This window comes from Vibrio jasicida 090810c (assembly GCF_002887615.1).
In the GTDB taxonomy this organism is placed as follows: Bacteria; Pseudomonadota; Gammaproteobacteria; order Enterobacterales; family Vibrionaceae; genus Vibrio; species Vibrio jasicida.
Window position 1 is genome coordinate 360,023 of record NZ_CP025792.1, and the last position, 25,712, is coordinate 385,734.

Below are 25,712 nucleotides of genomic sequence, written 5' to 3' on the forward strand. Positions count from 1 at the left end.
TGTTTCAATTCTGAGAAGGCGTAAAATCCACGTAAATTCCTCTGACGTTAACTTAATATAACTGGCAAAATCGCAGCCAATATTTCGAGTTATGTCTGATTTTTGTCAGAACTATTTTGAAGAGTGTCGCAAAGCGTTTTTTGACATGTGTGCTAAATGTACAACTGGTTACTTAATTTATGTCGAAAAATATTGGTAATCCTGCCATCATAGCTGAGTGATTCTTCTTTTTTGTTAAAGGTCGTATTTTGTGCTGAGACAGCTGTTTTTTCTCATCCTGTATTCCATTTCTTTGTTTGTATCTCCTACATCTGCCGCGAATCCTCTTCCTGAAGACGTTAAAGGGGCGCTTTGTATTGTCCGCGCAGATGACAAACTGGTTTTAATCCATGAAATATTAACCAATAAGATTTCTCTTCCTGGTGGCACTGTTATTGAAGGTGAGTCACCAAAGCTCGCTGCTCAGCGAGAAACTTGGGAAGAAACTGGCTTAGTTGTCACCGTTGGCGAGGAGCTAGGTAGAACGGATACAGCCGTATTCTATGATTGTGTCTCTGATTCAGAAGTGATTGCGTTTTCGATGACCAACACCTTAGATGGGAACGAGCTTCCAATTTGGTTTGCGCCGCATTATGGCGTAGAAGTCGCCTCTGCAATGATTGCAAACCCGAGCAACATGTCTGCTTCTCTTTACCGTTATCCTGCGCAATGGAAAGAGGTGGCTGAATTTTATTCGCGAGCGACAAATCAATCAGTCGTCTATGTTGACCATTTGATAGACTCCGCACCGGGTTTTCGTCAACTTGAGCTTTCTTGGATGGTTGATCTACAAAGCTGGATCGCGTCATTTTCGTCAGCAAGCCGTGAAACAACCTGTGAAGTTGCAAAATTGGTAACGAGCATCAGCAATCCAACGTTTCTGCTGTTTTTGTTCCCGTTTGTCATGATGAAGTTTGATAGCCGTTTCGTGTACCGTCTATTTTTCTCAATCACTGCGACTTCTTTGATGGTATTGGTTGCGCAACAGGGGTTCTCGCTACCAAGGCCGCATGTTTATATGCCGATCACAGAGTTAACGCATAGCTTTGGCTTTAGTTTCCCAAGCTTGCCGATCGCGATTTGGTTCTGTGTGATGACCTTCTTATTCCAAAGAACGAAGAGTTTTGGATTAAATCGAGTCACTTTGTTGACGGGCTTGGTCACTTTAACCGTAATGTTCTGCAAGTTCTTCTTAGGGACTGCGTTTATTCTGGATATGTCTGTTGGTGCGTTGCTGGGCGTTCTAGTGGCATGGCATGTTTTACGTTTGGAAGATAATCCAGAAATAGACGTCGATAGACTACTCACCTCGAAAGGGGTTTGGTTCACCATGACAGCAATTACGGCAGTGATCTCTGTTATCTGGCCATTGCCTGTGTTCACCAGTTGGTTAGCGATTTTAATTACAGCGTCTGCACTGGTTATGACATTCAAAGAGTCTGATATTCGATTTGAACGCCAGCAGATGTTGTTCGTTATTTTGGCCTTGTTGCTAGTTGATCAACTCTATCTCTACTTGGGAACAACGGTTTCGTTCAGTGGGTTCTGGTCTCTGGTCTTTAATACGTTCCATTACCCGTTGCTAATGCTGACTTTTATTACGTTAGCTAGAAAGTTGACGTGTGGAAAGCGTGCGAAACAGGGCGCTTAGCTAGAAAATGGATAACAAAAAGCCTCGCTCAAATGCGAGGCTTTTTTACATCAATTCAGATCGATTCAGAGTATTACGCGTTAAGCACAAATTTCTCGATCGATTTTGCTACACCGTGGTCATCGTTGCTGACTGTGATGTAGTCTGCGATTTGTTTGGTTTCTTCCATTGCGTTCGCCATTGCGATACCAAGACCTGCGTATTCAAGCATGTGGTGGTCGTTCTCGGCGTCGCCCATACAAATCACTTCTTCAGCTTTGATGCCTAAGTATTCTGCGATTGCCGAAACACCGACGCCTTTGTTGCTTGATGGATTCAAAAACTCCAAGAAGAAAGGCGCACTTTGCACAACTGTAAACTCTTGTTTTAGCTCTGCTGGTAGGGCTGAGATAACTTCAGTTAGTTTGCTTGGCTCTGCAACCATCATTGCTTTAATGATCGCGTGATCATCTTCTAGCGCGTCGAAGTTCATTTCGGTAATTTCAAGACCGTTAATTCTCGCTTCGATGTCTGTGTAAGGGTTGCTTTCTTCTGTGATTAGGCCGTGCTCTTGGCTGAATGCGTGAACATAAGCGCCAAGCTCTCGCGCTTTACGTGCGATCTTCTTTGCTGCTTTGCCATCGATGATCTGCTGGTGGATGATTTCTTCTGTACCAATGTTTTTTACCATTGATCCATTGTAGTAAAGCACGAAGTCTTTATCGGAATTAATGTTCAATTCGTCAAGTTTGTCTTGCATACCCTCAAGAGGGCGACCAGATGCCAATACGACAGTCACACCGGCTTCGCGAGCTTTGGCTATTGCCTGTTTGTTCTCATCTGAAATTACTTTGTCGCTGTTTAACAACGTACCGTCCATGTCGAGGGCGATCAGCTTGTACATCTTTACTTACCTTAAAATTGGGGAACCCGTGTATGAAACTACAAAAAGACCTATTTTAACAATTTATTTTTGGTTTAAATTGACCTGAGTGCGCCTCTCCATTAAGGTCTTCGCCTCGAAGTATTGTGAGTTGAGTGAGTTCTACGTTGTATAAGCTAAATGAGATGTTTGAAACCATCCAAGGGGAAGGGGTTTTCACCGGTGTGCCAGCGGTTTTCGTGCGTTTGCAAGTATGTCCGGTTGGGTGTTCTTGGTGCGATACGAAACAGACTTGGTACGCAGAAGAAGAAGACCAGCGCCAGATCGGTGATATCTTGGTGAAAACAGAAGATTCTCCAACGTGGTGTTTCGCATCTGCGGAAGACATCGTAGCTGAATACAAAAAGCAGAGCTTTAATGCGAAGCATATTGTGATCACTGGTGGCGAACCATGCATTTATGATTTACGTGCTTTGACGGCTGCATTTGAAGAAATGGGTTGCCAATGCCAAATCGAAACCAGCGGCACTTCAGAGGTCGTGACTTCAGAAAGTACATGGGTGACGGTGTCACCTAAAATTGCGATGAAGGGTAAGTTGCCAGTATTGAAGAGTGCTTTGGAGCGAGCGAATGAAATTAAACATCCGGTGGGCACCCAAAAAGACATCGATCAGCTTGATGCATTGTTGGCCTCAGCAGAAATCGCTGAAAAGACAGTAATCGCACTTCAGCCTATCAGTCAGAAGCCTCGCGCTACACAACTGTGTATTGATACCTGTGTTGCTCGCAACTGGCGTTTGTCGGTTCAAACTCATAAATACCTAAGTATTGCTTAAGCTCGGAGAGAAAGATGAAAAAAGCAGTCGTTGTTTTCAGTGGTGGGCAGGACTCTACAACATGTCTGGTTCAAGCATTAAAAGAGTTTGACGAAGTACATGCCATCACATTCGATTACGGTCAGCGTCATAAGCTGGAGATTGAAGTGGCTGAGAAAGTCGCAAAAGATCTTGGCGTCGCTGCACACAAAGTGATGGATGTTGGCTTACTGAATGAACTGGCCATTAGCTCTCTGACACGTGACGACATTCCAGTTTCTCATGAACTGCAAGAAAACGGTTTGCCGAACTCATTCGTTCCTGGTCGCAATATTTTGTTCCTAACGCTTGCTGGCATCTACGCTTATCAAATTGGCGCAGAAACCGTCATCACGGGCGTTTGTGAAACAGATTTTAGTGGCTATCCAGATTGTCGTGATGATTTCGTGAAAGCGATGAACAGTGCCTTGGTTAAGGGTATGGATCGTCAGTTTGAAATCAAAACACCGCTAATGTGGCTGAACAAAGCAGAGACATGGGCGCTGGCAGATCAATATGATGCGTTGCAACTAGTCCGTGAAAACACGCTAACGTGTTACAACGGCATCATCGGTGATGGTTGTGGTGATTGCCCGTCATGCGACCTGCGCAAAGCGGGCTTAGATGACTATCTGAACAACAAAGACGCAGTTACGCAGTCGTTGATTCAAAAGCAGAAGACGGAAGGTCAATAGGCTCGTTGTAAGCATCAATCATAACGTTGTGCCCACTTTGCTTCGTTTGATATAAAGCTTGGTCTAGTATCGAATATAGTTCATCAAAGTTCGTTAATGGTTTTGATGTAGACAAATAGGCCAAGCTTGCTGTTACATTCAGTACCGTAGCATTTTCAGTTTTGATCTGCTTATCAGATATCGTTTTGTGTAGGCTTTGAACACGAAATGGCACGTCGATCTCATCGACATTCTTCAGAAGTAAAATAAACTCTTCACCGCCTAAGCGCCCAAGATATTCCCCTCTATTCAACTTAGCTCTAATCGCTTTGCATACGTGCTTTAATACGATGTCGCCAGTAGGGTGGCCATATTGATCATTGATAGACTTGAAGTTATCGAGATCGATAAGCGCTAAAACATAACGCATGTCTTCGGGCGCGTTGATTGTTTGTGCTCTAATTTTCTCAATAATTGTACTTCGATTAAGTGAACCGGTAAGACGATCTAATTTCGATTTTATGTTCGTTTTTCGTTGAATAAATAGGGCGACGAATAGCAAAGTCAGTAAGCAGAAAATGACGAAGTTATATGCTCTTTTTTGTTCTGCAAGCTTTTCGACTTCGAGTAACTTTAAGTTGCGCTCATTATTTATTTTTGTCAGCTGCAACTCGTATTCATATTCATTCTTGGTTAAATCGAGTGCCTCTATTGCTTTGACATTGTTTGCATCACGGTTCGCAAGTTCTAGCGTGGCGTAATCTTGATAATGAGATAGGGCGGCAAGATGGTTGCCCTGTTCTCGATAGGTTTGCGAAAGTAAAAGTTGGGCCTTAGCTTGCAATGCTGAATTTGAGTTTTCTGTCGCAAGTTCAAGTGCGGCAATACCATGTTCTAGCGCTTTTGCGAGCATTGTGTTTTTTAAGTATGCAAACCCTGCCGCCAAATGACTTTCTGTCTCTAAGCGTTTGTTTTCATATCGTTTACCGAGCTCTAGTGCGTTCCTGATGTAAGGTACAGCACTTTGTAAGTTTCCTGATTCAACGTACGCAGAACCAAGACCAAGATAGGTCAAGCCCTTACCGTATGGGTAGTCCATGTCTTCTAAGATAGTTAGTGCATTTTTGTAGTGACTAATGGCCTTATCATAGTCTTTAGATTTGTTATACATAGCCGCAAGACTGTGTTCGACCTGAGCAACTTCAAGCGGGGAGGCTTCAAGCTGTCGAGCGAGGAGCGCTTGAATAAGGTACTGTTCTGCTTGTTCGTACTGCCCAAGTACACTCAACAAATTGCCTACATCATTGTAAACTCCTGAAGGATCGCTTTGCGTTGGCATTTTGGTTAACAAGCGACGATAAAGCTCTAGAGCTACATCGTATTCGCCGCGGTAATCGAAGTTATTAGCAATAACGCGCAGAGCTAGATCACTTGGGAAACTTTCTGGGTGGTCGATTGCTAAATGATTGTTCAAAGAAGAGCAGAAGAAATTGGCTTTGTGGTACTGACCTTGTTGATTCAAGGTGTAGCACAATTGATAGTTCATTAAGGCTTTGCTTTCTACATCCTGATGCTGCTTGGTGCTTTGTAGCAACGCGGTGAAAAGGTTGACAGAATCATCATAGTTGCCTTGTTTACGTTCTTTTAGCGCTAAAATGTATCGAGATTCTAGCTTCGCGAAACGGTTGTCTAAAATTTGGCTGCTGCCAAAGTAGGGCTGATCGATGTTGCCCATGTATTCATAGATGAGCCCGCTCACGTACAGCTTTTCACTGTCGGTATTTGCCGTGTGATAGCGATCTTGGAGCATACTCAAAGCCGATTCGACATTCGTCTTCAAAGTCGATTGATAGACAGCATGCCATTGGGTGATGCTTTGAGTGTCACTTGCGTTTGCTTGACTACCTAAAAATAGTGACGCAAGCAAAGAGAGCAGCGTACGCATAGTGATGTAACCTTATGTTCTTTCTAATATAGTTTGTTCGGTATGATATACCAATTGAGGTTGAGTCATTGTGACAAAACACGAAGGGTATAGATAATGAAATGAAGAAAACTATGCGCTCGGTCGAGCTTTATATCGAAAAGGTAAGTGAAAAGAGGAAGACCCCAGCTTGGTGCTGAGGTCTTAAAGAATTAGCTTAGGTATAGTTTAGCTAGGTCTTGAGGTTCAAGCTCTTTACCTTCTAGCTGTGCGTTCCAGTTAGCACCAACAAGAACACCATCTTCAGCAAGAGTTAAAAGCCAATCTTCAACAAAGATATCCAGAGGAATCTCTAGTACTTCAAAATCTGCCCATTCTTCAACGTTGTGTGCTTCTGCATCTTCTTTAGCAGACCAAAAAGGCATGACTTCGCTGTTTTCGAATTCAGTTGAATCGCAAGATAACCAACCTTCTTCATTGCGTAGACCCCAAACTAGCTGGTTTTCTTTTGTTTCAGCAACAAAAAGATCAAGGTTTGCTTGGATATCTGTTGTAAGTTTGCTCATTTCAAAACTCTCATTGTTATGACGCGGCTAGATTACCATTAAAGTGTCGATTCCTAAAGCATAATACGGTTTTCGTACGCTTGAAAAAACAAAAGGAGCCGAAGCTCCTTTTATTAGGTTTTTGGAAGAGTAGTGAATATGGTCCACTCTTTCTTTATCTCACCTTTATAGCCGACAACGTAAGCCGTTACTCTTCTGTTCAGTGCGTGACTCACTTCGTCGGTACCCTCTGTCGCTAAATGGGTATCACCAAAACCGACAATGCGAACTCGGTTAGTATCAATGCCATAACGCAATAGCGCTTCGCGAACATTATTTGCGCGTCGTTTTGAAAGGTCTAAGTTGTGGGAAGAACCACCCACTTTACTGGCGTAACCTTGCAGTTCAATTGAGGTAGAAGGGTACTCTTTCAGAAATTCTGAGAGTTCTCGAATTTGACGACGAAATACAGGGTTTATTTCGTCTGAATCATTGGCAAATAAAACGCGGACTTGCATCTTCTCGGATGCTTTAATGTATTCACCACACCCATCATTATCGATCTCTGACGTTACCGGAGTGCCAGGGCACAAGTCACGAGCATTGATCACGCCATCATTGTCATCATCTTGCAGATCGGCAATTTGCTGAGCATCTGGGGTTGGCATGTAATCATATTCATCATTCGTTGCTGCGAAGCTGGCAGAAGCAAAAATACTTAGAGTGAATAGAACCTTTGTTACTTTCATGGTTTAGTACTCCACCTTCTGATTCCACTCGGTCGGGACGTCAACACGTAATGCATTTAATAGCTGGCCAGTGGCGTTCATGACTCGATACTTTGCATACTGTTCAGCGTATTTAGCATCTAAATAATCTTTTCGCGCTTCAAACAATTCATTTTCTGTATTAAGTAAGTCCAGCAATGTTCGTTTACCGATACGGTACTGTTTCTCATACGCGATGACGGTTTGTGAAGCAGAGTCAACGTGATCTGATAAGAATTCCTTTTGTTGTAACGTCAGATCGAGAGCACTCCATGAGAGTCTCAAGCCTTCTTCAACGTTTCTATAAGCGCGTTCACGTAAGTCTTTTGCTTTGTTTAGTTGGTAGGCAAAACTCTCTGCATTTGCTGCGTCACTGCCCCCATTGTAAAGGTTGTAGCGCATTCTCAACATCGCAGTTGTTTCGTCACCACGCCCTTCAATACCACCAGCATCGTCACGCCATGTCTGAGCTGCTTCAACCGAAAGGGTTGGGTAATAGTTACCTTTTGACTGCTTATATTGAAACTTAGCTGAATCAACATCTGCAGTAGAAATCTTAATGACCGGATGGGAATCAAATGCCAACTCTACAGCATCATCTACCGTATATGGGATAAAGTTTTGATCGGCACGCGGAAAGGTAAGCCCTTGTGGAGATTGGCCGACAATGCGAGTAAACATGGTATGGCTATCAAACAGGTTATTTTGCGCTGCTGCTAAATTGCCGTGGGCTTTTGCCAGTCTAGCCTCAACTTGAGTCAAGTCAGCTGTTGAACCAATACCAGAGTCGACGCGCTTTTTAATGTCTTGATAAATTTTCTTGTGAACTTTCAAATTATTTTCGGAGAGTGTCAGGATTTCATAAGCCTTCACTGCATCCAAATAAACTTTAGTCACTTCTAGCGCTGTATCTTGAGCATCAGCAAGTAATTGATAGCGTACTGATTCTGCATCAGCTGCGGTTCTATCAATATCATTCAATGTTGCCGAACCATCCCAAATAAGCTGGGTAAGCGTGACAGTTGCTTCTTTACGCGTTAAATCCGTTGATTCGCGGCCCGCTTCTGCAGGATCGATACCTTCGTATCCAATACCCGCATCAAGGTCGACAGAGGGAAGGTAAGCGCCACTCGAGGCTTCATTCACATACTGCTTACTTACGAATTCATTAAACGCACTTTTTATGTCTGGGTTTGTTTTAAGCGTATTTTCAACCGCTTGCTCTAATGTTTGCCCTAAAGCAGGGCTAGCGGCGAGCACACCCAAGCAAAAGGCGTTGGCACGAGTCCACTTCACTGTGATTCTCCTAGATTGTGAATTGTCTGGGGTGAGAAATCGTTCTTATAGATAGCGACACCTCTATAGGCGTCAATAATTTAACGTACAAAGCTATTAACAATCAACTATGGAACTAGTTGCTATGCTTGTCGATGTGTAAGCAAATCTTCAGTTACCGCACGGAAGGCACTTTATATTCTGAATAAAGATCATATTTTCAACGCCTTGTTCAGCATGGGTGTCTATATATTAGTGACGGTAGTCTCTTTTTATCACATGACACATCCTTCTGAGTAATATGTGACTTAGAAGTTGTAATTTAGTGTTAATGCACTGTTATTGCGTTATATATTCGGGCAATATATAACGAATAAGTATCAATGGTCAAAATGTTGACAGTAATTTTAGGTCAGAGGTTTATATGGATCGTACAGCCTTAGTTTCACTTGGTGGGCAATTAGTCGTAATAGGTTTGGATGGGCAGTTAAGAGCGCTTGCCGAAAACGAACAACCGTCACCTGGTGAGTTGATTGTTTCTAAAACTGGAGCTGAACCAGATAAGCTTCAGGTTTTAGTTGCAAAACAAGAAGGGGTGCAAGACGTTTCTGACGATGTTGCTCAAATTATTGACGCTCTTCGAGAAGGGCAAGACCCAACGTTGCTAAACGAAGATTTTGCACCAGCTGCAGGTCAAAGTAACGGTTCTAGTTTGCAAACTAGCGGCACTGTTGAACGCACTGCTGCAGAATTATTAGCCGACACGGATTTTGAAACGACCGGGTTGGCAGCGCTAGGTTTTTCTGAAACTCAGAATTTGTCATTAGCTGAGCTCTACTTAAGTAATATCCGTTCTGACGAAACATCTCCGACAGTTACCCCTGTGGCGCCTGTTGCGGAAGATGACAATATTCAAACCGACGAAGATATACCTGTCACAATTGATGTTCTAGCTAATGATACCGATCAAGACAGTGAAAACTTATCTATCGAATCTGCTACCGTGCCTGATGAGCAAGGAACAGTAGAAATTGTTGATGGTGAGTTGATCTTTACTCCTGCTGAGGATTTCAATGGTGACGCAACGGTTACTTATGTAGTGACTGATGGAGAAATGACAGACGAAGCATCTGTGACAATCAGTGTGAATCCTGTTAACGATGCGCCAGTAGCAGTAGACGATATCGCTACCACCGATGAAGATACTCCGGTTACGATTGATGTTTTGCCAAATGATACTGATCTAGATAACGATACGTTAACCATCGTGAGTGCATCTGTTCCTATTGAACAAGGTATTGTTGAGATCGTAGATGGCAAACTTGTTTTCACTCCAGCGGAGAATTTCAACGGCGAAGCAACTATCACTTATGTTGTTAGCGATGGTGAACTAACAGATGAAGCAACGGTTTCGGTAATAGTTAATCCACTTAATGATGCTCCGACAACCGAAAATGCTATCCCATCCCAAGTTCTACCTGAGGATTTTGCTGAATACACCATTAACTTGAATGACGCATTTAGCGATGTTGACGACGCAGATAGCGAATTGACGTTTGCCGTTTCTGGTAACAGCAACATTCAAGTATCGATCGTCGATGGTATCGCAACGATCACCCCAAAAGCAGACTGGAACGGTTCTGAAGAGCTAACGTTCACCGCGACAGATCCTGATGGGGAAGTCGTTAGCCAAACGGTTGATTTCACGGTTAACGCTGTCGCCGACATTGTCGCTGACAGTGCGGATATCGTTGAAGACACACCAACAATTTTGGATGTATTAGACAATGATAGCTTTGAAGGCCAATCACCAGTTGTATCCGTAGAAGCGGGCGATGGCCCTGCAAATGGCAGTGTGTTTGTGAACAACGACGGTACGGTCACTTACACACCAAACCAAGATTACAACGGTGCGGATGAGTTCACTTACACAGTCACGTCTGGTGGTGTCACTGAAACCACAACAGTATCTCTAAACGTTACCCCAGAAAACGACAAGCCAGTGGTGGAAAACACCCTTGCAGACCAAGTTCTACCTGAGGACTTTACGCCTTATACCATCGATTTAAATGACGCGTTTAGTGATGTTGACGACGCAGACAGCGAATTGACGTTTAGCGTTTCTGGTAACAGCAACATTCAAGTATCGATTGTTGATGGCATCGCGACGATTATACCAACTGCAGACTGGAATGGTTCTGAAGAGCTGACGTTTACTGCGACAGATCTAAGCGGTTTGGAAGTTAGGCAGACGGTTGATTTCACAGTCAACGCCGTTGCCGACATTGTCGCTGACAGCGCAGATATCGTTGAAGACACCCCAACAATTTTGAACGTGTTGGACAACGATAGCTTCGAAGGCCAATCGCCAGTTGTATCCGTAGAAGCGGGTGATGGCCCTGCAAATGGCAGTGTGTTTGTGAACAATGACGGTACCATTACCTACACACCAAACCAAGATTACAATGGTGCGGATGAGTTCACTTACACAGTCACGTCTGGTGGTGTCACTGAAACCACAAAAGTATCTCTAAACGTTACCCCAGAGAACGACAAACCAGTGGTGGAAAACACCCTTGCAGACCAAGTTCTACCGGAAGACTTTGCTGAATACACCATTAACTTGAATGATGCCTTTAGCGATGTTGATAACGCAGATAGCGAATTGACGTTTGCCGTTTCTGGTAACAGCAATATTCAAGTATCGATTGCCGATGGTGTTGCGACGATCACCCCAACCGCTGACTGGAATGGTTCAGAAGAGTTGACGTTTACCGCGACAGATCCTGATGGTGAAAGCGTTAGCCAGACGGTTGATTTCACAGTTAACGCTGTTGCTGATATTGTTGCAGATAGTGCAGATATCGTTGAAGACACACCAACAATTTTGGATGTGTTAGACAACGACAGCTTCGAAGGCCAATCGCCAGTTGTATCCGTAGAAGCGGGCAATAGCCCTGCAAATGGCAGTGTGGTTGTGAACAACGACGGCACAATTACTTACACGCCAGACCAAGACTACAACGGTGCGGATGAGTTCACTTACACCGTTACTTCTGGTGGTGTAACTGAAACCACAACGGTTACGCTGAACGTTACTCCTGTAAACGATAAGCCAGTGGTTGAAAACACCATTGCTGCCCAAGTTCTACCGGAAGATTTTGCTGAATACACCATCAACTTGAATGACGCATTTAATGATGTAGACGACGCAGATAGCGATCTGACGTTTAGTGTTTCTGGTAACAGCAATATCCAAGTTTCGATTGTTAATGGTATTGCGACGATTACACCAACAGCAGACTGGAACGGTTCTGAAGAGTTAACGTTCACTGCAAAAGACCCAAGTGGTTTGGAAGTGAGTCAGGTAGTTGATTTTACAGTCAACGCTGTTGCCGATATTGTCGCTGACAGCGCAGATATCGTTGAAGATACACCAACCATTTTGGATGTGTTAGACAACGATAGTTTCGAAGGTCAATCACCAGTTGTATCAGTAGAAGCGGGCAATGGCCCTGCAAATGGCAGTGTGGTTGTTAACGATGATGGCACGATCACTTACACGCCAAACCAAGACTACAACGGCGCTGACGAGTTCACTTACACAGTCACCTCTGGTGGTGTCACTGAGACTACGACGGTCACGCTAAACGTAACTTCAGTCAACGATAAACCAGTGGTAGAAAACACCATTGCTGACCAAGTTCTACCGGAAGACTTTGCTCAATACACGATTAACTTGAATGACGCATTTAGCGATGTTGACGATGCAGACAGCGAACTGACGTTTACTGTTTCTGGCAACAATAACATTCAAGTTTCGATCGTCGATGGTATCGCAACTATCACCCCAACAGCAGACTGGAACGGTTCTGAAGAGCTAACGTTCACCGCGACAGATCCTGATGGGGAAGTCGTTAGCCAGACGGTTGATTTCACGGTTAACGCTGTCGCCGACATTGTCGCTGACAGTGCGGATATCGTTGAAGATACACCAACCATTTTGGATGTGTTAGACAACGATAGCTTCGAAGGTCAATCGCCAGTTGTATCAGTCGAAGCGGGCAATGGCCCTGCAAATGGCAATGTGGTTGTTAACGATGACGGCACCATTACCTACACACCAGACCGAGATTACAACGGTGCGGATGAGTTTACTTACACAGTCACCTCCGGTGGAGTCACTGAAACCACAACGGTTACGCTAAACGTTACGCCTGTTAACGACAAGCCAGCGGTAGAAAACACCATTGCCGATCAAGTTCTACCGGAAGACTTCGCTGAGTACACCATCAACTTGAATGATGCATTTAGTGATGTTGATAACTCAGATAGCGAGCTAACGTTTACTGTTTCTGGTAACAGCAACATTCAAGTATCGATTGTCGATGGTATCGCGACGATCACCCCAACCGCTGACTGGAATGGTTCTGAAGAGCTTACTTTTACAGCCACAGATCCAAGTGGTTTGGAAGTGAGTCAGAAAGTTGATTTCACAGTCAATGCCGTTGCCGATATTGTCGCTGATAGTGCAGATATCGTTGAAGATACGCCAACCATTTTGGATGTGTTAGACAACGATAGTTTCGAAGGACAATCACCAGTTGTTACAGTTGAATCTGGAGATGGTCCGACTAACGGCAGTGTGGTTGTGAACAACGACGGCACGATTACTTACACACCAAACCAAGATTACAACGGTACGGATGAGTTCACTTACACGGTCACCTCTGGCGGCGTCACTGAAACCACAACAGTTACGCTGAACGTTACTCCTGTAAACGATAAGCCAGTGGTAGAAAACACCCTTGCAGACCGAGTTCTCCCAGAGGACTTTACGCCTTATACCATCGATTTAAATGACGCGTTCAGTGACATTGATAATGCAGATAGCGAACTGACGTTTACTGTTTCTGGCAACAACAACATTCAAGTATCGATTGCCGATGGTGTTGCGACGATCACCCCAACCGCTGACTGGAATGGTTCTGAAGAGTTGACGTTTACCGCGACAGATCCTGATGGTGAAAGCGTTAGCCAGACGGTTGATTTCACAGTTAACGCTGTTGCTGATATTGTTGCAGATAGTGCAGATATCGTTGAAGACACGCCAACCATTTTGGATGTGTTAGACAACGATAGTTTTGAAGGACAATCACCAGTTGTTACAGTTGAATCTGGAGATGGTCCGACTAACGGTAGTGTGGTTGTTAACGATGACGGCACGATCACTTACACACCAGACCGAGATTACAACGGTGCGGATGAGTTCACTTACACGGTTACTTCTGGCGGTGTTACTGAAACCACAACAGTTACGCTGAACGTTACTCCTGTAAACGACAAGCCAGTGGTTGAGAATACCATTGCTGACCAAGTTCTACCGGAAGATTTTGCTGAGTACACGATTAACTTAAATGATGCATTTAGTGATGTTGATAACTCAGATAGCGAGCTAACGTTTACTGTTTCTGGTAACAGCAACATTCAAGTATCGATTGTCGATGGCATCGCGACGATCACCCCAACCGCTGACTGGAATGGTTCTGAAGAGCTTACTTTTACAGCCACAGATCCAAGTGGTTTGGAAGTGAGTCAGACGGTTGATTTCACAGTCAACGCCGTTGCCGACATTGTCGCTGACAGCGCGAATATCGTTGAAGACACACCAACAATTTTGGATGTGTTAGACAATGATAACTTCGAAGGTCAGTCGCCAGTCGTGTCAGTAGAGGCTGGCAATGTCCCTGCGAATGGCAGTGTGGTTGTGAACAACGACGGCACGATCACTTACACACCAAACCAAGATTACAACGGTGCGGATGAGTTTACTTATACAGTCACGTCTGGTGGTGTCACTGAAACCACAACAGTTACGCTGAACGTTACTCCGGTAAACGACAAGCCAGTGGTGGGAAACACCCTTGCAGATCAAGTTCTACCGGAAGATTTTGCTGAATACAGCATCAACTTAAATGACGCATTTAGCGATGTTGACGACGCAGACAGCGATCTGACGTTTAGTGTTTCTGGTAACAGCAATATCCAAGTTTCGATTGTTAATGGTATTGCGACTATCACACCAACAGCAGACTGGAATGGTTCTGAAGAGTTAACGTTTACCGCGACAGATCCTGATGGTGAAAGCGTTAGCCAGACGGTTGATTTCACAGTTAACGCTGTTGCCGATATTGTCGCTGACAGTGCAGATATCGTTGAAGATACGCCAACCATTTTGGATGTGCTGGATAACGATAGCTTCGAAGGCCAATCACCAGTTGTCTCAGTTGAAGCGGGCAATGGTCCTGCAAATGGCAGTGTGGTCGTTAACGATGATGGCACCATTACCTACACACCAGACCAAGATTACAACGGTTCTGATGAATTCACTTACACAGTGACGTCTGGCGGTGTTACTGAAACCACAACAGTTACGCTGAACGTTACTCCTGTAAACGACAAGCCAGTGGTTGAGAATACCATTGCAGACCAAGTTCTACCGGAAGATTTTGCTGAGTACACGATTAACTTAAATGACGCGTTTAGCGATGTTGACGATGCAGACAGCGATCTGACGTTCAGCGTTTCTGGTAACAGCAATATCCAAGTTTCGATTGTTGATGGTATCGCGACGATTACACCAACAGCAGACTGGAACGGTTCTGAAGAGTTAACGTTCACTGCAAAAGACCCAAGTGGTTTGGAAGTGAGTCAGACGGTTGATTTCAAAGTCAACGCCGTTGCCGACATTGTCGCTGACAGCGCGAATATCGTTGAAGACACACCAACAATTTTGAACGTGTTGGACAACGATAGCTTCGAAGGCCAGTCGCCAGTTGTTAAGGTTGAATCTGGAGATGGTCCGATGAACGGCAGTGTGGTTGTGAACAACGACGGCACGATCACCTACACACCAGACCAAGATTACAACGGCGCTGACGAGTTTACTTACACAGTCACCTCTGGCGGTGTCACTGAAACCACAACAGTTACGCTAAACGTTACGCCTGTTAACGACAAGCCAGTGGTGGAAAACACCATTGCTGACCAAGTTCTACCGGAAGATTTTGCTGTATACACTATTAACTTGAATGACGCATTTAGCGATGTTGATAACGCGGACAGCGAACTGACGTTTACCGTTTCTGGCAACAGCAACATTCAAGTATCGATTGTTGATGGCATCGCGACGATTACACCAACTGCAGATTGGAATGGTTCTGAAGAGCTGACGTTTACCGCGACAGACCCAAGTGGTTTGGAAGTGAGTCAGGCGGTTGATTTCACAGTCAACGCAGTTGCCGACATTGTCGCTGACAGCGCGGATATCGTTGAAGATACGCCGACTGTTTTGAATGTGTTGGGTAACGACACCTTCGAAGGTCAATCGCTAGTAGTATCAGTTGAAGCGGGCAATGGCCCTGCAAATGGCAGTGTGGTTGTTAACAACGAAGGCACCATTACTTACACACCAGACCAAGATTATAACGGCGCGGATGAATTCACTTACACAGTCACTTCTGGCGGCGTCACTGAAACCACAACAGTTACGCTGAACGTTACTCCTGTAAACGACAAACCAGTGGTAGAAAACACTATTGCTGACCAAGTTCTACCTGAGGATTTTGCTGAGTACACGATTAACTTAAATGATGCATTTAGCGATGTTGACGACGCAGATAGCGAATTGACGTTTAGCGTTTCTGGGAACAGTAACATTCAAGTGTCAATTGTCGATGGTATTGCGACGATCACCCCAACCGCTGACTGGAATGGTTCTGAAGAGCTTACTTTTACAGCCACAGATCCAAGTGGTTTGGAAGTGAGTCAGAAAGTTGATTTCACAGTCAATGCCGTTGCCGATATTGTCGCTGATAGTGCAGATATCGTTGAAGATACGCCAACAATTTTGGATGTGTTAGACAATGATAGCTTTGAAGGCCAATCACCAATTGTATCCGTAGAAGTGGGCGATGGCCCTGCAAATGGCAGTGTGTTTGTGAACAACGACGGCACGATCACTTACAAGCCAGACCAAGATTACAACGGTGCGGATGAGTTCACTTACACGGTTACTTCTGGCGGTGTAACTGAAACCACAACAGTATCTCTGAACGTTACACCAGTTAACGACCAGCCACTTAACGAAGACTTTGACCATAGCGTTGACGAACTTATTACTAACGTAATTTTTGATACTGATGATAAGCCTTTGGACCAAGGCTCAGAAAGCGATCATATTTCTGACGTTGAGGATGACTTAAATGGTGATGATCTTCAGATCCGGATAACAGAGCTACCTACATCTGGCACCTTGTATTTCAAAGATGAAAATGGCGATCTTCAAGAAATTACATCGGCCGATGGCTCGTTGTACAACAAAGACAGCATCTACTACGAAGCGGATAATGTTGGATTCTTGCTTGGTATCAAAGACAGACCTAATTCTCCAAATGGAGAAGAGTCAACGACGGATTTCTACAACTGGGGTTTAAGTGCAGACGTTGGTGAGTCACACAGTCGAACCGAATATCTAGTAAATGGAGCGTCTATTGATATCTCCTCTGATAGTGGTGTGCTAGCTCAATACAACCGAGAAGTCTCACATATTGGTCATGGTATTGCTGATAACGATGGGCAAGGCATTCAGCGCGGCGAAACCATCAGCATTGATTTGTCTGAGAACCCTGTTGGCAGCGTGAATCTTGGTCTGGATGGTCTAGGAGGCTTGTTTGAGCACGGCGACAACAATGCTGCTCTTATCACGGTGACATACCTTGATGCTAACGGCACAGAGCAAACTCAAGTTATTGAGTTCTTGAAGCCAGAAGGCAACAACATGCTATTTCAGGAGACTAGTATTGGCTTCGGTAAGGATTACCCTCTACCTGAAGGGGCGGTGATTACTCAATTAGACTTCTCGACAAAAACATCTGGGAATTGGGAGTTGCGTTATGTAGAGGGGTTCCCACCTGAAGACAGTTTTGACTACGTTGTAGTTGATTCTGGTAACGCTGAAAGTGACCCTGCAACGGTTACTATTGCTAATCAGGTTCTAGACGGCAACGTGTCGGAAAACGGTCCGGGTCTATCTTTAACAGGGAACACTGTTACAGAAGGAGAAGACGTTACGTTTTCTGTGGTAATGGATGAGGCGACAGAAACGGCGGTTAAGTATCCAATAACTACATTGGCTCCAGGCTCATCGGCAGATGATTCAGACATCAACCTCTCAAATGCAACCTACACGAATGGTGTTGTTTTTGCAGGGGGCTACCTGATTGTTCCTGCAGGTGTTAGTAGCTTCGAGATCATTGTGCCGACGATTGATGATCTTGTTGTTGAAAATGACGAGACGATGAAAGTTGAAATCGGTAGCGAGTCGGGCTCATCAACAATTTTGGATAATGATAGTACGTCACTTTCAGTGAGTAATGCTGGCGACGTGAGCGAAGGTTCTGACGCAGTATTCACGGTGTCGCTGTCTAACGAAGTTCAAAGTCCTGTTGTCGTCAATCTAAGTCCAAAGACAGATGGCAACTACACAGCTGAAGATGAAGATCTTGGTAACATGACGGTGACTTATATTGACGGAGAAGGCCAAGAGCAGACTCTGGATGTTAGTCCAAGTGGAGACGTTACTATTCCTGCCGGAGTTACTGATATCACGGTAACAATAACAACGATACAAGACGATGTTTACGAAGGTGCAGAATCTTTCGGCTTGGTTGTGACCGAAACTGGCGGTATTACATCAAACGGCGTGGCGAGTGGTGAGGCAGTGATAAAGGATGATGGCTCAGCTGTCGGTCCAACAACGCCAGATAACGATAAGCCGCTGCTATCTATCAGCGGTGGTGGTGATATTAATGAAGGGGAAGAAGCAATATTTGTTGTTTCTTTGTCTAATCAAACAGAGTCACCAGTCGTTATCAATTTGGCCACGAGCACGAGTGGCGCATATACAGCAGAAAACTCTGACATTAAAGATTTTGTCGTAACCTACAAAGACAGTGAAGGCGAAACGAAATCACTAACCGTTTCAGACAATGGTGATGTCACTATTCCTGCTGGTATTACTGCAATCGAAGTATCTGTTCCTACGACTCAGGATGATGTCTACGAAGGCTCTGAGAGCTTTGGTTTAGTCGCGACGGAGTCTGCTGGCATCACTTCAAATGGTTCTGCCGTTGGTCAAGCGAACATAAAAGATGACGGCTCTGTTGTGGGGCCGACAACACCAGACAACGACAAGCCTACGCTAATCGTAGATGGTGGCGGGACTGTTGATGAAGGTGAAAATGCAGTCTTTACGGTTTCGTTATCAAATCAAACTGAAAGTGCTGTTGTTGTTAACCTATCGGTAGAGACGGACGGAAACTATTCAGCAGGGGATAATGACCTTGGCGATTTAGTTGTGACTTATGTAGACACTAATGGCCAAACACAATCATTGAATGTTGATGGAAATGGGGATGTAACAATACCTGCGGGAATCCAGGATATCACGGTTACTGTGCCGACTAACGAAGATCATATCTACGAGGGAAATGAAACGTTTGGCCTCACTGTGATAGAAAGTAATGGGGTGACGACTAATGGTCAAGCAACTGGACAGGCAACAATTTTAGACGCAGAAAGTGCACCAAAAGTCAGCATTGTCGCCGACCAAGACAGCGTCAACGAAGGTCAAACCGCAGGCTTTACTGTGAGCTTGGACCAAGTTGCTGATGAGAAAGTAACGGTTGAGTTCGAGTACTCAGGTGTTGCTCAAGATGGTACTGACTTTACTGGCGTAGCAAGTATTGAAGTACCGGCAGGCCAGTCTTCTGTCGATCTAGACATCACTACGCTTACTGACGGCACTTACGAAGGTGCAGAGTCATTTACTGTCACGATTAAAGATGTGGAAGGTGCAGACGCAACCGCTTCTACAAATAACAGTGCGAGCGTGACTATCAATGACGCCCAGCAAGCACCGAAAGTCAACATTGTTGCTGACACAGGCTCTACCGCTGAAGGTGGTGATGCAAACTTTACTGTAAGCATCGACCAGAAAGTGGATGAAGATGTCGTAGTGACATTCACGATTGGTGGTGATGTTGACAGCGATGATTACACAGCGCCAAACACTTACACCGTGACTATTCCTGTAGGCCAAACTTCAGTCGACCTTGATATTGAGACGTTAGATGACGGTATCTATGAAGGCGCTGAAGACCTGACAGTGACACTAACTCAAACGAGTGGTGCAGACTCTTCTTTGAATACGGCTTCTAAAGAGGCATCGGTCTCTGTAACAGATGCACAGACGGCACCGAAAGTGAGCATTGTTGCTGACCAAGACAGCGTCAACGAAGGTCAAACCGCTGGCTTTACTGTGAGCTTGGACCAAGTCGCTGATGAGAAAGTAACGGTTGAGTTCGAATACTCTGGTACTGCTCAAGATGGCTCTGACTTTACTGGCGTAGCAAGCATTGAAGTACCAGCAGGTCAGTCTTCTGTCGACCTCGATATCACTACGCTAACTGACGGCACTTACGAAGGTGCAGAGTCATTTACTGTCACGATCACAGATGTGGATGGCGCAGATGCAACCGCTTCTACAAACAACAGTGCGAGCGTGACAATCAATGACGCTCAGCAAGCTCCGAAGGTAAGCATTGTTGCTGACGCAGGTTCTACCGCTGAAGGTAGTGATGCGAACTTTACGGTAAGTATCGACCAGAAAGCGGATGAGGATGTTGTAGTGACATTCACGATTGGTGGTGATGTTGATAGTGATGATTACACCGCGCCAAACAATTACACTGTGACTATTCCTGCAGGCCAAACTTCAGTCGCCCTTGATATTGAGACGCTGGATGACGGTATCTATGAAGGTGCTGAAGATCTGACAGTGACACTAACTGAAACGAGTGGTGCTGACTCTTCGTTGAATACGGTTTCTAAAGAGGCATCTGTTTCTATCGCAGACGCTCAACATGCGCCGGAGTTTATTTCTGACGGTGATCTTCCTGGCGATGCAGCAAACAATGATGTTTATGACTTTGGCACCGTAAATGAAAACAGTGTTAGTGGCACTGTTGTGGGTACGCTTGTTGCTGAAGATCTAGATAACGATGAACTTACTTACAGTTTTGCTGATGGAACAACAACGAACGGCCTATTTGATATCGACCCATCGACGGGTGAGGTTTCACTCAACAAGACTATTGATGATGTTGATTTAGGCGACTATACACTGCAGGTGAAGGTTGCCGATGGTACGGGTGGCGTAGACACAGCAGAGGTTAATGTTTCACTTGTAAACGTGAATGATGCACCAGAAGCTTCGCCTTCGTCAGTTACCACTCTAGAAGATTCCCAAGTCACTCTGGATTGGGCATCATTTGGCGTCACGGATGCCGACTCAGAAACATCGACGCTGTCTGTCCAAATTACATCGCTTCCTAGCGACGGTGCACTTGAGTACAAAGATGAGCAAGGAAATTGGCAGACGGTTCAAACAGACCAAGTATTGAGTAAATCGCAGTTTGATGCCGATAGTGTACGTTTCACTCCAGAGGTAAACGAATCTGGTGATGACAGCTTCACTGGAAATGGAGTTGGTAATCAAGAAGGGAGCTATGCGCAAATTGGTTTTAAACCAACGGATGGGGAAGATACGGGGCAAGAATCTGTATTGACGATTGATGTTACCCCAGATGCAGATGCGCCGAATTTGGTTACAGTGACTCCAGGGTTATCTCTTCCTCAACAAGATTTCAACGTGACTTCTTGGACAAATGTCATTATTGGTTCTGATAACGGTCAAGGTGTTGCGGGACAAGTTTTGGTTGATGCTATTGAAGCTTTAGATTTAGAAGATGGCAGCCAATCGACCACCACCAATGTTCAGGATACCGCGTCAGGGGCAACAGCAGCGGATGAAGCCGTATTAGTGACAGCATTAGTCTACCTAGAAGCTGGTACAAGCTACGACTTCGTAGGTACCGCTGATGATAGTTTAGCAATTAAAATTGGTGGAACACTTGTTGATGAGGCTCGCTGGGGTAATGGGAGTGGCGACATTAAAGGTGGTGAATTTGTACCTTCTGTTTCCGGCTTCTACCCGATAGAGATTTATCATCACAACCAGAGTGGGCCAGGCAATTTTAATGTAGATGTCTCTATCAATGGCCAAACGCCAGTTAATTTAAGTAACAGCAACTTGTATGTGGTGAGTGACTCAGTTGCTTTGGATGCAATCGATGCAAGAACTTCTGAGTTAAAAGAAGTGGACGGCGTTCAGTTCTATGAGACGTATGAAGTCAATGAAGGGTTGCAAGATACCGCTATTCCAATTTCAGAAATTCGAGCAAGTCTGACTGATACTGATGGCTCTGAATCACTTGCAGTGACATTAAAAGGTTTGCCAATTGGTGCGGTGCTCTCTGATGGAGTGAATTCTATTACGGTAGCGACAGTGAACGAAGCACTGGATGTTACAGGATGGTCACTTGACTCTATGACGGTGACACCACCAACGGGATCGCACGATGACTTTACCATTACGGTAACGGCGACAAGTACAGAAAGCTCGAATGGTGATACTGAAGACTCACATGCCACGATTAATGTCGTCGTGCATGAAAATCTAGCGACAAACACAACTAGTGATGTTGGCATCACGAATGAAGATGTGTCGCTACAGGGTAACGTTTTATTGAATGATACTGATGGCGATAATGTCCTATTGGTCGACCATATTACCGTTAACAATACAGACTACGCTGTTGGTGAAACGGTCTCGCTAGATAGTGGTTCATTGGTGGTAAACCAAGACGGTAGCTACAAGTTCGAACCGGTTGAACATTGGTCTGGTGATGTTCCATCGATTACATACACCACGAATACTGGCGCAACAGAGACATTGGATATTGAGGTCGTTGCTGTCGCAGACGCGCCAAAAGTTACGATTTCAGTTGGCGATATTTCAAAGAACGATGCGGTTGATTCAAACCACAGCCTAGTTACATCAGCGATTGATAGTACCAAACCTCAGAATGCATCAGTTGCCGCTGGGCTGGGGCTAGACAGTGTTTATCAAGAAGACAACCCACCAGCAAACGTAATGCTTGGCAATAATAACGACATTTCAGATACAGATAGTCTGTTTGTTGGTACCGATTACAACGATACCTTCTATGGTGGTGGCGGTGACGATGTCTTTGTTGGAGGTGGGCAGAATGACTCATTCTATGGTGATGATGCTTCAACTATCACGGAACACGATGGGACAGATACGGCTTACTTAACAGGTAACTTTAGTGACTACGAGTTTACCTTCAAGAATAACCACGGTGGTGATGTTCCATACTGGATCTTCTTGGATAACCGTTCCATCGATTCGGTTAATGACAATACAGGACAAGAAGACCGTGGAGATCACTTATATGAGATCGAGCGTGTCGTCTTTGCCGACAAAGTAGTAGAACTTAACCCTGACGGGACTTATCAGATACTGCAAGATCGTTGGATTCCTATCGATATTAATGTCGATTTAGTCGACGCTGATGGCAGCGAAAGCTTGAACCAAACTGTTCTCATCGACGGCTTACCGTCGGGCGTAGAGCTATACGTAAATGACCTGATAGTTACTCCAGAGCTCAATGGCAGTTACCTTGTCAATATCGATAGTCAAGGCCACGCATCGTTGGAGATTAAAGTACCATTCGATTATGAAGGCAGCTTTGATTTTCCTATGAGTGTTACCGCAACGTCTGTAGAAGCATCAAATAATGATGCCGCAACGACAACGGAATCGGTTGACATTACTGCTCGTGAGTTTGAGCTTAAGTCAGGTTCGCACGGAGATGACACGATCAAAGGTAATGCCGACAATGACCTCATTGTTGGTGATGTCCAAGGTTTAGAAATCATCGCAGGACAGGATTACAACATTGCGTTTGTGCTTGATACGTCTGGCAGCATGGGCAGCTGGGTTGGTAGTGCAAAAGATGAAGTTCTGGACGTTTTTGATGAGCTACTTGCATCCGTTAACCAAGGTGTTGAGCCTGGTACGGTAAACATATTGCTTTCTGAGTTTGCTACTGGGGCGACGAAGGTGATTGAAGTGGATCTGAGTTCTGCAACTGCAAGAACTGATTTTGTCGAGGAACTCAATAAGATCGGTGATTACGGTAGTGGTAATACGAACTATGAATCTGGTTTGCAATCGGCAGTCGATTGGTTTGGTACTCAGCCAAACGTCAATGGAGAAAATATCACATACTTTATTACCGACGGTCAGCCAAATACATACGATAACCTCGACAATATAAAGCGTCCTGAATTCTCTAAAGTCATACTTGATGTGGGTGACGATGGGCAGCTTGTTACGTTGCAAGATGTGGTTAATGATAACAGCTACAGCTTTGGTCAAACCGTTAGTTACAAAGGTAACGTCTTAATCAACAGTGATGGGCATCTTTTCTCTCCTCAAACGGGGCAGAAAATCGGTGATATAGACCGTAAGAATGGAATCCTTGAATACGATGACAGAGGTGGAAGTTCCGTTCAGGCTCAGCATATGTATCAAGTTCTAGCTCTCCTTTCGAGTGTGGAGGCAATCGGTCTGGGAAGCGGCGTATCGGAAAGCATACTGCAACAATACGACACCGATGGCGTTGTCGAATCAGAAATTGATGTTACGAAACTTGCAGAAACGATACTTGGTCAAGATGTTCCATTGAAACAAGGTTCGGATATCATCCGCGGTGGAGAGGGTGATGACATCCTTCTTGGTGACTTGATCGAGTTTGGTGGCAATGAACAGGGAATCAGTGCAATTCAATCCCATGTCGCACAAGAAACTGGTCAAGATATTTCTAAAGTTGATGCCGAAGCTATTCATACTTATGTGAAAGATCATATCGATGAATTTAATCAAAACCACCAAGGAGATAAAGCAGATTCACTCTATGGAGAACAAGGTGACGACATCTTATTTGGTCACGGCGGGAACGATATCTTGGTCGGTGGCGAAGGGGACAACATCCTTATAGGTGGTTCTGGTGATGATATCTTTAAACTTGTCGATGAAGGTTCCGGAATTCGAGATGGTGAGATTGATACGATCACAGACTTCACTAAAGGCGAAGATAAGATTGATATTTCTGATTTGCTTCATACTGATAATTCAGACTCTATTGATTCACTACTTGCGAACAATGAGATTGGGTTGGAAGCCGATGGAGAGAACCTGATCCTAACGATTTCAGAATCGGATGGTTCATCTAGCCAGAAACTCGTGATTGAGGGAGGCTCAAGTCAGTACGGTGAATACCTTAACGATGGCGTATTATCCCCAATAGATGGCAGTGCAATCTTGAATGATCTGCTTAAGATCAACGATTTATCTAGTAACTAGGTAAACCGTAAGGCAGTACTATCAATCAAAAAGGTCTAGTAAACACTAGACCTTTTTAGTTTATGTGAGCGTATGGGCTTAGCTAGCTTTTAGGAAGAGTGGTGAAAATGGTCCATTCTTTCTTCACTTCTCCTTTGTATCCGACGACGGTAGCGGTGACTCGTCGGTTAAGCGCATGACTTGTTTCATCCGTGCCAGTAGACGCCAGAATCGTATCTCCGTAGCCGACAATGGTTACTCGGTTCGGTGATATGCCATTTTGAAGCAAGATTCTTCTTACATTTTCAGCTCGGCGTTTGGATAAGTCTAAGTTATGTTGCGAAGTCCCTGTTCGGCTCGCATATCCTTGAAGTTCAATAGAAGTGCTTGGGTATTCTTTCAAGAACTCAGATAACTCACGGAGCTGTTGTGAAAAGATAGGATTGATTTCGTCTGAATCGTTCGCAAACAAGACTCGAATTTGCATTTCTTGGGACGTTTTTAAGAATTCCCCACATCCATCATTATCGATTTCTGAACCAATCGGTGTACCAGGACACAAATCTCGAGCATTGATGACACCATCTCGATCATCATCGATCAGGTCGGCAATTTGATTGGCGGTGGGTGTTTCAATGTACTCGTATTCATCGCCCGTTTCGGTATTAGAATTAGAACTGCACGCTGAAATCAAACACGCCATGAAAAAAATAGGTATTACTCTCATA

10 protein-coding genes are annotated in these 25,712 nt (G+C 44.6%); 4 read left to right on the forward strand and 6 right to left on the reverse strand.

Going from position 1 to position 25,712, the window contains the following annotated elements; translation table 11 throughout:
• Window positions 1-250 precede the first annotated feature (250 nt).
• Window positions 251-1,690, forward strand: coding sequence for a bifunctional NUDIX hydrolase/phosphatase PAP2 family protein (locus C1S73_RS01900; RefSeq protein ID WP_038867596.1), 1,440 nt, complete (start codon window positions 251-253; stop codon window positions 1,688-1,690).
• Window positions 1,691-1,763: 73 nt separating this feature from the next.
• Here the strand turns inward: C1S73_RS01900 and C1S73_RS01905 are convergent, their stop codons facing one another.
• Window positions 1,764-2,573: a Cof-type HAD-IIB family hydrolase gene (locus tag C1S73_RS01905; RefSeq protein WP_038867598.1), complete on the reverse strand. Its 810-nt coding sequence runs from the start codon at window positions 2,571-2,573 to the stop codon at window positions 1,764-1,766.
• A gap of 164 nt (window positions 2,574-2,737) precedes the next feature.
• On the opposite strand from C1S73_RS01905, the gene queE reads away from it, so the two are divergent.
• Both queE and queC read left to right on the forward strand, forming a co-directional pair.
• Complete coding sequence (queE, locus tag C1S73_RS01910) at window positions 2,738-3,388, forward strand: 7-carboxy-7-deazaguanine synthase QueE (protein WP_038867601.1); 651 nt, start codon at window positions 2,738-2,740, stop codon at window positions 3,386-3,388.
• A 14-nt stretch (window positions 3,389-3,402) separates the two neighbouring features.
• Window positions 3,403-4,101, forward strand: a complete 699-nt coding sequence (queC, locus tag C1S73_RS01915; RefSeq protein WP_038867603.1) for a 7-cyano-7-deazaguanine synthase QueC — start codon at window positions 3,403-3,405, stop codon at window positions 4,099-4,101.
• Here the strand turns inward: queC and C1S73_RS01920 are convergent.
• The 4 genes from C1S73_RS01920 to C1S73_RS01935 all read right to left on the reverse strand — a co-directional run bounded on the left by C1S73_RS01920 (window position 4,058) and on the right by C1S73_RS01935 (window position 8,612).
• Entirely contained in the window at window positions 4,058-6,025 is a 1,968-nt protein-coding gene (locus tag C1S73_RS01920; RefSeq protein WP_038867605.1) for a tetratricopeptide repeat-containing diguanylate cyclase, read from the reverse strand. The genes queC and C1S73_RS01920 overlap by 44 nt on opposite strands.
• Before the next feature lie 191 nt (window positions 6,026-6,216).
• Window positions 6,217-6,570, reverse strand: coding sequence for a DUF2750 domain-containing protein (locus C1S73_RS01925; RefSeq protein WP_038867608.1), 354 nt, complete (start codon window positions 6,568-6,570; stop codon window positions 6,217-6,219).
• Between the two features lie 113 nt (window positions 6,571-6,683).
• A complete protein-coding gene (locus tag C1S73_RS01930; RefSeq protein WP_038867609.1) occupies window positions 6,684-7,298 on the reverse strand; it encodes an OmpA family protein in 615 nt (204 codons plus the stop codon).
• A gap of 3 nt (window positions 7,299-7,301) precedes the next feature.
• Window positions 7,302-8,612, reverse strand: a complete 1,311-nt coding sequence (locus C1S73_RS01935; RefSeq protein WP_038867610.1) for a TolC family outer membrane protein — start codon at window positions 8,610-8,612, stop codon at window positions 7,302-7,304.
• Window positions 8,613-9,015: 403 nt separating this feature from the next.
• Between C1S73_RS01935 and C1S73_RS01940 the strand changes: the two genes are divergently transcribed.
• Window positions 9,016-25,005 carry a tandem-95 repeat protein gene (locus C1S73_RS01940; protein WP_102778941.1) on the forward strand — a complete coding sequence of 5,330 codons (15,990 nt, stop codon included), beginning with the start codon at window positions 9,016-9,018 and terminating at the stop codon, window positions 25,003-25,005.
• Window positions 25,006-25,087: 82 nt separating this feature from the next.
• Here C1S73_RS01940 and C1S73_RS01945 read toward each other — a convergent pair whose 3' ends face one another.
• Window positions 25,088-25,711 carry an OmpA family protein gene (locus tag C1S73_RS01945; protein ID WP_038873742.1) on the reverse strand — a complete coding sequence of 208 codons (624 nt, stop codon included), beginning with the start codon at window positions 25,709-25,711 and terminating at the stop codon, window positions 25,088-25,090.
• Window position 25,712 lies beyond the last annotated feature (1 nt).